This window comes from Pseudoduganella buxea, assembly GCF_009720835.1.
Classification (GTDB): domain Bacteria; phylum Pseudomonadota; class Gammaproteobacteria; order Burkholderiales; family Burkholderiaceae_D; genus Rugamonas; species Rugamonas buxea.
Genome location: NZ_WNKZ01000001.1, coordinates 88438 through 103342, shown reverse-complemented (window position 1 = coordinate 103342; position 14905 = coordinate 88438). Strand labels below are relative to the sequence as shown.

Annotated in this window: 10 protein-coding genes; 3 read left to right on the top strand and 7 right to left on the bottom strand. The window is 66.1% G+C overall.

Annotation, left to right across the window (positions count from 1 at the left end; translation table 11 throughout):
• Nucleotides 1-173: 173 nt before the first annotated feature.
• Nucleotides 174-794, top strand: coding sequence for a flavin reductase family protein (locus GM672_RS00420; RefSeq protein WP_155468547.1), 621 nt, complete (start codon nt 174-176; stop codon nt 792-794).
• Between the two features lie 65 nt (nt 795-859).
• On the opposite strand, the gene GM672_RS00415 is transcribed toward GM672_RS00420, so the two are convergent.
• The 6 genes from GM672_RS00415 to GM672_RS00390 form a co-directional block, all read right to left on the bottom strand.
• Complete coding sequence (locus GM672_RS00415) at nt 860-1768, bottom strand: CsgG/HfaB family protein (protein ID WP_155468546.1); 909 nt, start codon at nt 1766-1768, stop codon at nt 860-862.
• A 159-nt stretch (nt 1769-1927) separates the two neighbouring features.
• Nucleotides 1928-3787 carry a DUF885 domain-containing protein gene (locus GM672_RS00410; RefSeq protein WP_155468545.1) on the bottom strand — a complete coding sequence of 620 codons (1860 nt, stop codon included), beginning with the start codon at nt 3785-3787 and terminating at the stop codon, nt 1928-1930.
• 138 nt (nt 3788-3925) lie between these two features.
• Nucleotides 3926-4408, bottom strand: a complete 483-nt coding sequence (locus GM672_RS00405; RefSeq protein WP_155468544.1) for a hypothetical protein — start codon at nt 4406-4408, stop codon at nt 3926-3928.
• A gap of 89 nt (nt 4409-4497) precedes the next feature.
• Nucleotides 4498-4857: a hypothetical protein gene (locus GM672_RS00400; RefSeq protein ID WP_155468543.1), complete on the bottom strand. Its 360-nt coding sequence runs from the start codon at nt 4855-4857 to the stop codon at nt 4498-4500.
• 107 nt (nt 4858-4964) lie between these two features.
• Nucleotides 4965-9137, bottom strand: coding sequence for a DEAD/DEAH box helicase (locus tag GM672_RS00395; protein WP_155468542.1), 4173 nt, complete (start codon nt 9135-9137; stop codon nt 4965-4967).
• Nucleotides 9138-11063, bottom strand: a complete 1926-nt coding sequence (locus GM672_RS00390; protein WP_155468541.1) for a dipeptidyl-peptidase 5 — start codon at nt 11061-11063, stop codon at nt 9138-9140.
• Nucleotides 11064-11129: 66 nt separating this feature from the next.
• Here GM672_RS00390 and hemE point away from each other — a divergent pair, with 66 nt between their 5' ends.
• The gene (hemE, locus tag GM672_RS00385) at nt 11130-12209 is read left to right on the top strand and encodes a uroporphyrinogen decarboxylase (RefSeq protein ID WP_155468540.1); all 1080 of its coding nucleotides are present in this window, start codon (nt 11130-11132) and stop codon (nt 12207-12209) included.
• A gap of 308 nt (nt 12210-12517) precedes the next feature.
• Here hemE and GM672_RS00380 read toward each other — a convergent pair whose 3' ends face one another.
• The gene (locus GM672_RS00380) at nt 12518-12859 is read right to left on the bottom strand and encodes a hypothetical protein (RefSeq protein WP_155468539.1); all 342 of its coding nucleotides are present in this window, start codon (nt 12857-12859) and stop codon (nt 12518-12520) included.
• On the opposite strand from GM672_RS00380, the gene GM672_RS00375 reads away from it, so the two are divergent.
• Complete coding sequence (locus tag GM672_RS00375) at nt 12851-14872, top strand: primosomal protein N' (protein WP_155468538.1); 2022 nt, start codon at nt 12851-12853, stop codon at nt 14870-14872. The two genes, GM672_RS00380 and GM672_RS00375, sit on opposite strands and share 9 nt — an antisense overlap.
• Nucleotides 14873-14905 lie beyond the last annotated feature (33 nt).

Here is a 14905-nt window from a genome sequence, read left to right as displayed (position 1 = left end):
ATTCGGAAAAAGGAGGCTGGGCACCATTATCTTCGATGCCGCGCGGGGGCGTCGGTTCGTTGCCGCCATTTGAGCGTGCGCAGGAATGCTGGTTGTGAGCCCGGCCATGGCCGCAGCGTCGTCGGCGACGATGGGAAGAGGCGCGCAGGCCCACTCCCTGCTATCGTGGCGGCATGACCGATTCCATCCACTTCTACGAACCGCGCGCCGGCCACGGCCTGCCGCACGATCCCTTCAACGCCATCGTCGGGCCGCGCCCGATCGGGTGGATCTCGTCGCGCGACAGCGCCGGCATCCTGAACCTGGCGCCGTACAGCTTCTTCAACGCCTTCAACTACACGCCGCCCATCGTCGGCTTCGCCAGCATCGGCCACAAGGACACGGTGCGCAACGTCGAGCAGACCGGCGAATTCGTGTGGAACCTGGCCACGCGCACCCTGGCCGAGGCGATGAACCAAAGCTGTGCGGCCGTGCCGCCGGAAGTGGACGAGTTCGCGCTGGCCGGCCTGACGCCGGTGGCTTCGCGGCTGGTCTCCGCGCCGCGCGTGGCGGAAAGCCCGGTGTCGTTCGAGTGCAAGGTGACGCAGATCGTGCAGCTGCAAGGCGCCGATGGCACCAAGGTGCGGACCTGGCTGGTGCTGGGCGAGGTGGTGGGCGTGCATATCGCCCAGGCGTCGCTGAAGGACGGGGTGTACGACACGGCGGCGGCCGGCCATATCCTGCGTGGCGGCGGCCCCGCCGACTATTTCGAGGTCACGCCGGCGCAGCTGTTTCGCATGCACCGGCCGCGCTGACGGATCGATGGCCCCAAAAAAAACGCCAGCGTCAAGGCTGGCGTTTGCTGGTCCGGTAGGTCGGATTATTTCTTCTTTGTCGTCTTCTTGGCCGGTGCCGGGGCTGGTGCCAGTGCCGATGCGGCCGGTGGCGTGATGCCGCCCTGGACGCCCAGCGCGCCGCCGGTACCCAGGCCGCCCGCCACTTCCTGCGCCTTGTAGTTGCGTACGGCCTGGACCAGCTGGTTGTACGAATCCATGAAGGCGGCGATCAGGATCTTGCCTTCCGGGGTATTCGAGTAGGCGCCGCCGGTACCGAAGCCGCCGCCGCCGAACAGGCCGCCGAACATGCTGAAGTCGAAGTTCTTGGCGCTGCCTTCGGCGGCCGCCAGCTGCACGCCGGAGCGGTTGTCGACCATCAGCAAGGTGGTCGACGCTTCATTGGCCTTGATGCCGCCGGCGACCATGCCGGCCACGCTGCCGATCAGGCCGAAACCGCCCAGCGCGCCGCCGATGCCCTGGGTGCCCTTCTGGCTGAAGTTGATGGTGGGGCTCATCGTGTAGTCCGCCGCAACCATCTGGCCTTTCTGGAACTTGCTGCCGGCGCGCATTTCGCCGGAAGCGGCCAGTTCGCGCTCGGCCATCACATTGTTCATGGCGGCGCCCCGCTCGACGACGACGAAGCAATTCGACTGCTGGATCATCTTGCGCAGCACGGGCACGGTCGAACCCAGCTTGTATTGCGACAGCTGGATATACCACGACGACGCCTGGTCTTCGACCACGCTCAGGGTACCCAGCGAGCGGTCGCATTTTTCCAGCGCCGTGTTGGCATTGTTGGCGGTGGCGCCGCCGGCCGAGCCGGTTGCCACGGTGGGTGCGCCACCCAGTTGCGGTGCCGTGCCGGCGCAACCGCCCAAGGTCAGCAAGGCGCCCAGAGCCAGCGCCTGGCCGGCAATTTTCGACGTTTTCGGGAATGGAAGAATGGTTTTCATGGTTGTAGTTGCCGCCGCTGGCTTGTGAAGACGAAGCCATTATCTTAATACGCGACGTTTCCCTGAATTCTCACCAATTGTCTCAGATACAATTTTCTACAAGTTTCCGCACAAAAAAAACGCCGGCGCAAGCCGGCGTCTGGTTCCCAACGGCAAGTCTTACTGCATCAGTTCCCGGATCACCTTGACGGGCGCGCTGCCGTAGCCGAGGAACTCCTCGTGGAAGCCTTTCAGCGAGAACTTGCTGCCCAGCGCCTGGCGGCGCTCCTCGCGCAGTTCCATGATCTCGCTGTAGCCGCTGAAGTAGCTGGTCAGCTGCACGGACGACAGCTGCACGCGCCGCCATTTCTCGTTGGCTTCCTGCTGCGTCTGGAAGGCCTGGCGCGTCAGCAGGTCGAGCGACTGCTCCTGCGTCATGCCCAGCACATGCACGCTGTAGTCGAGGATGGTGTTGGTCACGCTGCGCAGGTTCCACTTCGAATACATCAGCCACATCTCGGGGGCGTTTTCGCCATAGCCCGATTCCAGCATCATCCGCTCGCTGTAGACGGCCCAGCCTTCGATCATGGCGCCGTTGCCGAAGATCGATTTCACCAGCGACGGCGACTTGTTCGCATATACCAGCTGGGCGTAGTGGCCTGGAATGGCTTCGTGCATGTTCAGGATCTGCAGGATCCAGTGGTTGTATTCGCGCAGGCTGCTCTCGGCCTGGGCCGGCGTGGCGCCATCGAGCGGCGTGATGTTGTAGTAGGTGCGGTCCTGCGGGCGGTACGGTCCCGGCGCCTCGATGCTGGCGCCGGCCACGCCGCGCTGGTAGGCTGGGGTTTCGCGCACCACCAGCGGCTTGTCCGAATCGAGGCTGAGCAGGTCATGCTGCTTGACCCAGTCCTGCAACTGCGGGATCTGTGCCTTGACCTCGTCGACGAAACGCTCCGGCGCCACGTGGTTGGCCGACAGCTTGTCGATCATCATGCCGATCTTGGCATAACGGTCCGCCGGCTTGGCCGTGCCGGCCAGGTACTTGGGCCACAGCTCGTCGCTGATGCGGTCCATATTGGCCAGCAACTGCTCGCGCGCGGCCAACGCCTTCTGGTAGGTCTGTTCGGCCGTGCTGGCCGACTGGATATCGAAGGCGAACTTGGTTTCGTACAGGTCCTTGCCGATGCGGAAGGAGCGCGCACCCGTCGTGGCCAAGGTCTTGTCCAGTTCCGACAGCCAGGCCGCGTAGCCTTCCACGGCCGTCTTCGCGGCGGCGATGCGCTGCGCGAACAGGCCCTTCTCGTTGGCGGCCAGGGTGGATGCCTGGGCCTCCTTGTCCAGCTCCGCCAGCAGCGCGACGATGCCGGGCGCCTGGCTGACGGCCAGCTGCGTGTGTTCGCGCGTGGGGTTGCTGATATTGGCGCGGGCCGCGTCGTAATAGGCCGGCACGTTGGCAATGCGTTTCAGCAGCGTGCGCAGGCGCTGCGACTTGGCTGCGTATTCCGTGTGCAGGATATAGTCGATCGGACTGGCGATATTGTAGAGGGCCGGATTCCACTCGAATTCGCGGAACGTGGTCAGGTACCAGCGGTCCGATTTCAGCTTGTTGACCAACAGGCCCATGTCGGTGCGCTGGCGCGGCGACAGCTGGCGCGCGTCGATCTTGTCGAAGCGGGCCAGCCAGTCGTCGATAAAGGCCAGTTGCAGCTGGCGCGTGGCCAGGTCCGGCACCGTCATGATGGCGGCGGTATCGTATTTGCCGACGGCGATGGCCGATTCCGGGTCCATCTTCCACAGCGCCGTGAGGAATTTGCCGGCCTGGGTGTCGAAGGCGCGGTCCTGGCGCCGCTCGGCCGGCGCGGCGGCCGCCACGGCGGCGACGGGGGCCGCCTTGGCGGCATTGCGGGCCGCCTTCGATTTGTTCTTGGCCGGCGCCGTCTTGGCCGGCTTGCCCGATTTCTGCGGTTTTTTTGCTGCCTCGACGGGGGTGAACGCCATGCTCAGCATCAGCGCCGCCAGGGCGAGTTTAGTCTTGATCATCAGTGTAGCCTTGAAAATATTGGGCGGCGCGAGGGCCCGCCCGTATGTGCAGCGTGCGAGATTATCATTATTTAACGGCTCCCAGCGGCCTGTGTTACACGCCGCTACAAACGCCCGCGGGCCGTCTTGCCGGTGTGCTCACGCCATCTGTCCGCTGCGGATCAGGTGCTGGTGCAGCTCGTTGATGGTGGCGACAGCCTGCTTGCCGCGCGCCATATGCGTCAGCCGGATCTCGCTGGCCTTGGTGAAGCGGTGGCCGATGCGCACCGTGTAGGAGCGCAGCAGCCAGCTCCAGAACGAGGTGACGTAGGTGGCTTCGTCCATGTCGCGCCACTTGACGCCGCGCACGCCGCGTTTCCAAGGCAGCACGCCCGAGTAGACCCAGACGCCGACGTCGTCGTAATACAGCAGCACGCTGCGGATCAGCAGGATGCGGTAGCCGATCAGGAGGGTCGATGCAGCCAGCACGCCGGCGGCGGCCAGTTCGGAATAGTTGAAGGCGAACCGCAGCACGAAGATCATGACGACGGTCAGCAGCAGGCAGTCCACATAGGCAGTCCAGGCCTTGTGGCACAGCGGCATGCCATGGGTGGCGGCGAGGGGGGCGTTATCTTGTTCCATGCATAATGATTACATGGAATGGCTGGGGTAGTCGAGCGACGGGGAATGGCGCCGGGCGCCATTCCCGCGGGGGCGTGAGCCTTCGGACGTCACACTTTCTTCTGGCGGCTGTCGGAAGAACGGCTGTGATCGTGGGTGGCGTAGTGATCCAGGATGCCGGCGGCGCGCGCGCCGTCGCGGTCGTTCGCCACTTCCACCTGCAGGATGCAGTTGTTGCGATGGACCACCGTGCGCATTTCGGAATTGTCGGACTGGCGGTTCACGCTGCCGCGCGGCAGGGTGTCCTTGTCCGTCAGGTCCAGCGCGAAATTGCCCTGCACGGGGCCCGCTTCGTCGCCGGTCGATTCCAGCGACACGTCGTCCCGGTCGAAGCCGGCAGCCAGCAGCGCTGCCCGGGCCTGTTCGGCCACCTCGAAACTGTCGAACACACGCAATAAAGTATCGGCCATGATGAGCTCCTTTTCAGTGGAGGCCATCATAGCCCGCGGGCGCGACGGGCAGCGCGCGCTTCCGACATTGCTTGAAAACAGGGGACTGTCCCCGGTTTCTGCGGGCTTCAGGCGCGCAGGCCTTCCTGCAGCATGCGCAGCATGTCCTCGGCCGTCATGCGGGCGGCCGTGTCGCTGCCGTCGAGCAGGCTGTCGGCCAGTTCGCGCTTGCGTCCGTGCAGGTCGACGATGCCTTCCTCGATCGTGTGGCGCGCCACCAGGCGGTAGATCGTCACGGGACGCTGCTGGCCCATGCGGTGGGCGCGGTCCGAGGCCTGGTCTTCCACCGCCGGATTCCACCATGGATCCATGTGGATGACGTAGTCGGCCGCCGTCAGGTTGATGCCGACGCCGCCCGCCTTCAGGCTGATGAGGAAGACGTCGCCCTCGCCGGCCTGGAAGGCGTCGACCCGCTGCTTGCGCGTGGCCATCGGCGTGGCGCCGTCCAGGTACTGGTAGCCGATGCCGCGAGAGTCCAGGTGCTCGCGGATCAGGGCCAGGTGGTCGACGAACTGGCTGAACACGAGCACCTTGTGGCGGTTTTCCAGCAGGCCTTCGAGCAGCTCGGCAAAGGCTGCCAGCTTGCTGCTGGCCAGCTTCAGGCCGGGCGCCACCAGGTTCGGGTTGCAGCAGGCGCGGCGCAGCTTCATGATCTCGGCCAGGATCTGCATCGACTTCTTGTCGGCCGGCGCATCGATCGACGCCAGCTTGTCCAGCGCCTCGCGGCGCAGCGATTCGTACAGCGCCATTTCTTCCGGCGACAGCTCCACTTCCTGCACGATCTCGGTACGGGCCGGCAGCTCCGTCAGCACCTGCGTCTTGGTGCGGCGCAGGATGAAGGGACCGATCAGGCGGCGCAGCCGGTTGCGCGCGCCCACTTCGGCGCGGTGGTCCTGCTGCCGCTCGATCGGGCCGGCAAAGCGCAGGTTGAACTGGTCCAGGGACCCCAGCAGGCCCGGATTGATGAAGCGGAACAGGTTCCACAGCTCGCCCAGGTGGTTCTCCAGCGGCGTGCCGGTGGCCACCATGCGGAAGTCGCCCTGCAGCGCCATCACGGCCTGCGAGCGCTTTGTGGCGGCGTTCTTGATGGCCTGCGCTTCGTCCAGCACGATGGTGTGCCAGCGCTGTTTCGTGAAGCGTTCCGACTCCAGCTGCAGCAGGCCATAGCTGACGATGACGAGATCGTATTGGCCGGCGCTGTCGATGGTGTCGGCCCGGTCGCCCGCGCCGAACATGCGCACGTTCAGGGTGGGCGCGAAGCGGGCCGCCTCGCTGGCCCAGTTCAGGCACACGGACGTGGGGGCCACCACCAGGGTGGGGCCGCCCGTGGCGCGCAGCAGCAGCAGCGCCAGTGCCTGCACGGTTTTACCCAGGCCCATGTCGTCGGCCAGGCAGGCGCCCACGCCCCAGTGGGCCAGGCGCGCCAGCCATTCGAAGCCTTCGCGCTGGTAGTCGCGCAGGTCGGCTTGCAAGGTGGACGGCAACTGCGGCCGGTACTCGGCCTGCGCGGCGATGCGCTCGACGTGCGCGCGCCACATCTGGTCCGCTTCCAGCCCGCCCACGGCGCCGGCCAGCTCCTCCAGCATGAAGGCGGCCAACTGGTGTACCTTGACGCCGGCGTCGTCGTCCTCGCCGAAGTCCTGCAGGTCCTGCAGGCGGCGGTGCAGTTCCTCCGACAGGGCCAGGTACTGCCGGTCGCCCAGTTCCACGAAGCGGCTCTTGCCGGCGCGGATCAGGTCCAGCAGGGTGCGCAGGTCCATCACCTTTTCTTCGTCGATCTGCAACTGGCCGCTGGCGGCGAACCAGTCCTTCTTGCTCTTGATCTGCAGGCGCAGCTGCTTGGTGTGGACCGGTTTGCTGACCTTGAAGGCCTCGCCTTCGGGCCAGGCCACGACGATGGTGGCCGGGTCGATCTCCTGCAGCTCGGCCAGCAGTTGCAGGCACAGGGCCGGCTGGCCGATCAGCCATTCGCCGTGTTCGGGTTCGGCCTGCTGGAACACGGGGCACTTGAGCATCAGCTGGCGCTCGGCTTCGCGCTCGCCGGCCAGGTTGCGCCGCGCCTGCACGGTCTTGCCGCCGACGTCGCCGATCACGCTTTCCGCCCCGGCCCCGGGTTCGTAGTAGGCCCCAGCCTGCGGCAGCGGGCGCACCTGGACCTGGATCTTCAAGCCCTGTTGGTAGGGGAACAGGTGCAGGTGCAGGCGCGCGTCGGCGTCGGCCTGTTCGGCATTGGCCGCGCCGCCGCCGATGTCGGACTGCACCGTGACGATGGACGACACGCTGCCGATGGCGGCCAGCACCTGCTCCTGCGCGTGCAGGGGCACGGCCAGGCCATCGCCGACGATGGACGCGATGCGACGGTGTTCGTCCGTGATGCTGACCACGCGCAGCCGGTTCGGCGCATCCTTGATGACGATGGCCGACGCATTCACGTCCGTGATGGCCGGCTGCAGCGCCAGCCACAGGTCGCCCTGGCGGCGCTGGATCAGCAGCTCGGGCGCGGCCGCCTGCAATTCCACCCGCGTATCCGGCGCGTTGTACCAGAACAGCAGAGGGTGGCCCACCAGCGCCAGCAGGGTGGCTTCGATATCGAAGTCGTAGCGCAGGCCGGACGAATACTGCTGACGCGAGGGAACGACATGGTTCACCGTGCGCAGGTCCTGCGGCGTCGCGTATTCCAGCTGGGCCGCATCCTCGCGCAGGCGTTTCAGCGCGATGGGACGCCCGGCCGTCCACTGGCCCTTGGCACCGCGCTTCTGTTCGCGCGGTTCGATTTCCGTGATGCCCACGCCGGGCATGTAGACCAGCATCCAGGCCAGGCGCGTTTCGCCCGCCGGTGGCGGCGCATCCTGGTTCAAATTGATCAGGGCGGCCAGCTGGCGCTGCCACGCTTCCTGGCGCTCGAACCACGTGGCCATGTCCGGCAGGTCCAGTTTGGCGCGCAGGGCGGCGGCGCGGGCACCGGCCGCTTCGTCGCCCAGGTGGCCCAGCAGGCCCTCGGCCTGGCAGGCGATCAGGCCGAAGCCGGCCGCCTCGGCCTGCTGCACCAGGTCCTTCAGTTCGGCCGTGCGCTGCTTCAGCTGGGGCAGGGCCAGCCACCAGTACAGCAAGGCCTGGAACAGGCAGGCCAGCATCGGCGCCTTGGCCGAATCCTCCCAGCCGCGCGACAGCACGACGTCGGTCTGCATCGTGCCGGCGCGGATCTGGCGCAGCATCGACAACTGGATGTAGACGGGCGAATCGGGATTGTGCTGCGCGTGCACGGCCAGGTCCAGGTAGCTCTCGGCCGCCTTCAGGTGCTTGGCGTCGCCGCTGCGCAGCAGGGCGAGCATGTAAAGGTAGCCACCCACGCCGGCGAACACCTGCTTGCGCTTGCCCGTTTCGCGCCGCGACGCTTTCAGCGCCATCTCGAAGCCGGGAATGGCGCCGCGCAGGTCGCCGCGCAGCACCTGGATCGCGCTGGCGAAGAACAGGCCCATGGCGCCGTCGCTCTCTTCCAGGTAGCGCGTCGCATCGCGCAACTGGCCGCACAGGATGGCCTGTTCGGCCAGCGCCAGGCGCAGCGCCGGGCTGACGTTGCCGTCGGCCGTGACGCGGCGTTCGAAATGGCGTTCCGCGAAGCCGCGCACGGGCGGTGCCAACGCCGGCTCGCGCTGGGTGTGTTGCAGGAGCAGCATCAGCACGTCGTCCTGCAGCACCGGGTGCACCAGCAGCAGCATGCCCGGCTCGAAGGGCCGGCTGAAGATGTCGACGATCGGGTGCAATTGCGCCGCCTCGTAGCAGGACATGCAGGCCGTCAGCAGCGGCATCACGTCCGGCGGCGGCAGGCCGCGCAGCAGCGCCATGCGCAGGCGCGCCACGCCGTGGCGGTAGCTGCGCGGCTCGTACCGTCCGTCCCAGCTCTGGCGCATGGGGTTCTGCGCCTCGTAGGCGCGGCACAGGTCATCGAGCAGGTGGGCGCCGATGGCGGCGCGAATCGCCGGCCAGCGCACTTTCGCATTGCAGACGTAGCCGCGCCCCACCACCAGGGTCACCAGGGCCAGGCGTTCCAGCTTGACCAGGTGGTCGTCCAGGGTCAGCACCGTCAGCGGCGTGCCGTCCTCGCGCGGCACGCCGGCCTTGACCAGCATGTCCAGCAGGGCAGTGCGGCCGGCCGGATCGCCGATCAGGGCCAGCAGCGCGAGGAGGGCTTTTTCAGCAAGGGCGAGGGTATCGAATTCGGCGTGCAGCGGGTCGCTCATTTAGTCCTGCAGATTATGGATCGTCACGGCGGCGGCACCAGTCTGGTGGATGCCGAACATGCGCAGGTAGAAATACAGCTCCGCCTCCAGGGTGCGCACGATGCTGTCGGCCTTGCGGAAGCCGTGACCCTCGCCTTCCAGCGGCACGTAGGCCACCGGAATGCCGCGCTTCTGCAATGCCTGCACCATCGATTCGGACTGCTGCGGCGGCACCACCTTGTCGTCCAGGCCCTGGAAGAAGATCATCGGCCGGGACAAACGGTCCGTGTGGTGGATCGGCGAGCGTTCGCGGTACAGGGCCTGCGCCTGCGGCTGCGGCGCGATCAGGTATTCGTTGTAGTGCGATTCGAACTTGTGCGAGTCCTCGTCCAGGCCCTGCAGGTCGGACACGCCGTAGTAGCTGGCGCCGAGCTTGAAGACGTCGTGGGAGGTCAATGCGCACAAGGTCGTCAGGCCGCCGGCGCTGCCGCCGCGGATGATCAGCCGTTCGCCGTCGGCGCGGCCGCTTTGCACCAGGTAGCGGGCGCCGGCCACGCAGTCCTCCACGTCCACCACGCCCCACTGGCCTTTCAGGGCGTCACGGTAGGCGCGGCCGAAGCCCGTGCTGCCGCCGTAGTTCACGTCCAGCACCCCGAAGCCGCGGCTGGTCCAGAACTGCGTCGCCAGTTTCAAGGTGCTGGCTGCCATGCCGGTCGGGCCGCCGTGGCCGATGACGATGACGGGCGGCTTCTCGCCGCCTGGCGCCTGCACGTCGCGGTTTTGCGGCGGGTAGAAGAAGGCGTGCGCGGTGCGCCCATTCGCGCTCGGGTAGCTGATGCTTTCCGGGACGGACAGGTAGCCCACGTCCGGCAAGGTCTCGATCGAGCGGGCCAGCACTTCCACTTCGTTGTTCGACAGGTCGATGCGGGCGATTTCAGCGGCGATGGTGGGGCTGCCGCCCAGCAGCACGACAAAGCCTTCGCCCACGCGCAGTTCGCGGATTTCGTCGTAGGGATTGGCAATCGCGGTCAGGCTGCCCGTGCTGACGGCCAGGCGTGCCAGCCGGCTCACGCCCTTGTCGATATAGGTGCAGACGATGTCTCCGGCCCCGTCAAAACCATACATGCTGTTGCCGAAGGTCCAGTGGGGCGCGCCGAATTCGGCTTCGATCGGGCACAGTGGCGTGACGGTGCCGGCATCGGCGCGGTACAGGTTCCACCAGCCGCTGCGGTCCGACACGAACACCAGCCGGCCATCCGGCGCCCATTCGGGCTGGCAGATCGATTCGTCGACGCCGCCGGCCACCAGCACGGGCGTGTCCAGGGTGCCGTCGGCGTTGACGTCGGCCAGCCACAACTCGGTGCCCTGCCACGGCATGCGCGGGTGGTCCCACGTCAGCCAGGCCAGGCGACGCCCATCGGGCGACAAGCGCGGCGACGAATAGAAATCGTGGCCGGCAGCCAGCACCGTCTCGACGCCGTCGAAGCCCACCGCGCACAGTGTGTTGACCGGCTGCGCGTGTTCATCCTCGCCATGCAGCTCGCGCACGGCGACCAGGCGCTCGCGGCCCGCGTCGACGACGAAGTCGGCGAAACGCTGGCGGCCGGGCTGGGTGAACGGCACCGCTTCCCCGTCGCCGGCCTGGCAATACAGGCGGTTATCAAGGAAATGGGAAAACCAGACGGTGTCGCCGGCGGCCGCATAGGCGCCGCCGCCGTATTCGTGCACGCGCGTGCGCACGTTCAGCGGTGCCGGTGTGAGCTCGTCCACCCGCGCGCCGCGCCGGCGCAGCAGCGTGTTGCGGCCCGCTTCGCTGGCCCGGCCGGCCAGCCACAGGATGTCATGACCGGCGACGGCCAGCGACGACAGGGGCGTCGCGCCGGCGGCGACCAGCGCGGCGGTAATGGGCGAAGGCCAGGTTCCGAAGGGGGCGGTGACAGTGGTCATGGGTGCGATAAATTGACGGCGGGGATGCGATAATACCGTCTTTCGTCCCGTTTTTGATTGCCGCCCATGCCACAATTCGCCCCGCTTCAGAACGATACCTTCCTGCGTGCGCTGCTGCGCCAGCCGACCGAGTACACGCCCGTGTGGCTGATGCGCCAGGCCGGCCGCTACCTGCCGGAATACCGCGCCACGCGGCAAAAAGCGGGGTCGTTCATGGGCCTGGCCACCAACCCGGACCTGGCCACGGAAGTGACCTTGCAGCCGATCGACCGCTACCCGCTGGACGCGGCCATCCTGTTCTCGGACATCCTGACCGTGCCGGACGCGATGGGCCTGGGCCTGTATTTCGTCGAGGGCGAGGGCCCGAAGTTCGAGCGCCCCTTGCGCACGGAAGAGGAAGTGCGGGCGCTGCGCCTGCCCGAGCCGGGTTCGCTGGACTATGTGTTCAAGGCCGTCACGCAGATTCGCACGGAACTGAACGGGCGCGTGCCGCTGATCGGTTTTTCCGGCAGCCCGTGGACCCTGGCGTGCTACATGGTCGAGGGCCAGGGCTCGCGCGAGTTCCACACCATCAAGAAGATGCTGTACAGCCGTCCGGACCTGATGCACCACATCCTGGCGACGAACGCGCGCGCCGTGGCCGAGTACCTGAACGCCCAGATCGATGCCGGCGCCCAGGCCGTCATGGTGTTCGATTCCTGGGGCGGCGCGCTGGCCGACGGCGCCTACCAGCAGTTCTCGCTGCAGTACATGCAGCAGGTGGTCTCGCAGCTCAAGCGCGAGAAGGATGGTGTGCGCATTCCCGCCATCGTCTTCACCAAGGGTGGCGCCCATTGGGCGGAAGAGATCGCCGCCATCGGTGCCGATGCCATCGGCCTGGACTGGACGGCCGACCTGGCCCGCATTCGCGCCGCCGTCGGGCACAAGGTGGCGCTGCAAGGCAATCTCGATCCGGCCATCCTGTTTGCCCAGCCCGAGCAGATCCGTGCCGAGGTCGAGCGCGTGCTGAACGCCTACGGCAAGCACGACACGGGGCATGTGTTCAACCTGGGTCATGGCATTTCCCAGTTCACGCCGCCGGAGTCGGTCGCCGTGATGGTGGAAACGGTCCACACCGTCAGCCGGGCCCTGCGCCAGGGCGCGTGAGGCCGAGGCAAACCCAACTTATGCACAATTTTTTGCGCTGCCAAAACATTGTGCAGTCCCGGACGAGGCGTTCGGATGGGTTTGCCAAGTGATTGATTCTTATGGATTAAAAGCATCGTGGTTGAGGGGATGCTTTGCATTAAGTAAACCACTTTGCAGTGCATTGCCGAGTTTGTCGGATCATTCTCCACAAAGTTATCCACAAAATCTGTGGAAAAAATAGAAAAGCACTTTGTAAACCGCGAGTTATCCTATTCCGCCGGTTTTCTGCTGCACTGCAAGATCTACTCCGATTTAAAGTATTGCGCCTACGCAAACACTGTTGCGACTTTCATCTGTACAATGGCCGGTTTGCCGATTTGAAATGCTGTGTGGAAAGTCTCATCCCCTTGCGAAAAACGCCTGAGGTCACGCGAAATTCGTTTTGAGCAGAGGTACTTATGCACAGCAAGTTTAAAAACTCGCTGAAAATGATCGCTCTCGGGAGGGTTTTTCAAGTGATTGATTTTAAAGTAAAAAAATTGTGAAATTTCGGCGATTTTGCCTTGCTGACCCGGCTTTGACCCCTTCCCGGGCAGGCTTGTCGGCGCAATGTCCACAAAGTTATCCCCAGAATTTGTGGATAGTTCACCGTTGATCCAATGACCCACTGCATTCTCCGCATCGCGCTCGATACGCCCCTGAACGCCGTTTTCGATTACCGCTGGGTGTGCGACAGCGCAAACGAACCGCAGGTGGGCCAATTGGCGCTGGTGCCGTTCGGGCCGCGCGAAGTGGTGGGGCTGATCGTGGCGGTGGTGCATGAGACGGAGGTGCCGCCGGAAAAGCTGAAGGATGCGCTGGGCGTGCGGGCGCAACTGGCGCCCCTGTCGGCTGAATGGCTGGCCCTGGCCGGTTTTGCCGCCGAGTATTACCAGCGTCCGCTGGGCGAAGTGGCCCTGCCTGGTGTGCCGAAAAACCTGCGGGTGGGCACCACCGTGGCGCTGGACCGGGCCATCAAGAAACTGGCCAAGCTGGCCGATGCGCACGACGGCACGCCGGTGAACATGCCGGCCCTGAACCCGGCCCAGCAGGAAGCGGCCGACGCCATCGGCGGCGCCCGGGGCTTCGCGCCGATCCTCCTGTACGGTGTGACGGGCAGCGGCAAGACCGAGGTCTACCTGCAAGCGTGTGCCCAAGTGCTGGCGCGCGAACCGCAAGGGCAGATCCTCATCCTCGTCCCGGAAATCAACCTGACGCCTCAGCTGGAGGGCAATATCCGCGCACGCTTTCCCGGAGTGATGCTGGCCACCCTGCACAGCAGCCTGGCCGAGGGCGAGCGCATGTTGCACTGGCTGGCGGCCCACCAGGGACAGGCCCGCATCGTGCTGGGTACGCGCCTGGCGATCCTGGCCTCGCTGCCGCAGTTGAAGCTGATCGTCATCGACGAGGAACACGACCCCTCGTACAAGCAGCAGGAAGGCCTGCGCTATTCGGCGCGCGACCTGGCCGTGTGGCGGGCATGGCAATTGAAGATTCCCGTCGTGCTGGGCTCGGCCACGCCGTCGCTGGAAAGCTGGCACCACGCGCAGGCGGGCCGCTACCGCAAGCTGGAATTGAAGGAACGGGCCGTCAGCCAGGCCACCCTGCCGGCCGTGAAGCTGCTGAACATGGAACACCACAAGCCCCAGGACGGGCTGACGCAGCCCCTGATCGACGCGCTGAAGCTGCGGCTGGCGCGGGGCGAGCAGTCGCTGCTGTTCCTGAACCGGCGCGGCTACTCGCCCGTGATCTGCTGCGAATCGTGCGGCTGGATCAGCGACTGCCAGCGCTGCACCGCCTTCATGGTGCTGCACAAGGGCGAACGCAAGCTGCGCTGCCACCACTGCAGCCTGGAGATGCGCATCCCCCGCCATTGCCCCACTTGCGGCAATATCGACCTGCAGCCACTGGGGCGCGGCACCCAGCGCGTGGAGGAGGGCCTGCAGCTGCTGTTCCCCGAAGCGCGCATCCTGCGCATCGACGCCGATTCCACCCGCCGCAAGGGCAGCGCCCAGGAAGCTTTCGACACCGTGCACCGGGGCGACGTGGATATCCTGATCGGCACGCAGATGGTAGCCAAGGGCCACGACTTCAAAAAGCTGACCCTGGTGGGCATCCTGAATCCGGACACGGCCCTGTTCTCGCAGGACTACCGCGCCAGCGAGCGGCTGTTCGCGCAGTTGATGCAGGTGGCGGGCCGCGCCGGCCGCACGGCCCAGGCCGACGGCGGCAGCGCCAGCGAAGTGCTGATCCAGACGCGCTACCCGGAGCACCCCCTGTACGGCGCCGTCGTCAACCACGACTACGACCGCTTTGCCACGGCCTTGCTGGCCGAACGGGAACAGGCCGGTCTGCCGCCCTATCTGTACCAGGCCATGTTGCGCGCCGAAGCACCGGAACTGGCCAAGGCCCTGGAATTCCTGACGGCCGCGCGCGACTGCGTGCCCCACGAAGGCATCACCATCAACGACCCCATCCCGATGAGCATGACGCGGGTGTATAACGTCGACCGCGCCCAGCTGCTGGTGGAGTCGCCCTCGCGCCCGGCGCTGCAGGCTTTCCTGAAGGAGTGGATGTTGCGGCTGCGCGAGATGAAGTCGCGCGTGAAGTGGTCGCTGGAAGTGGACCCGGTCGATATCTGATGCGGCACCGGGCCGGCGGGCGCGCATGCCCGC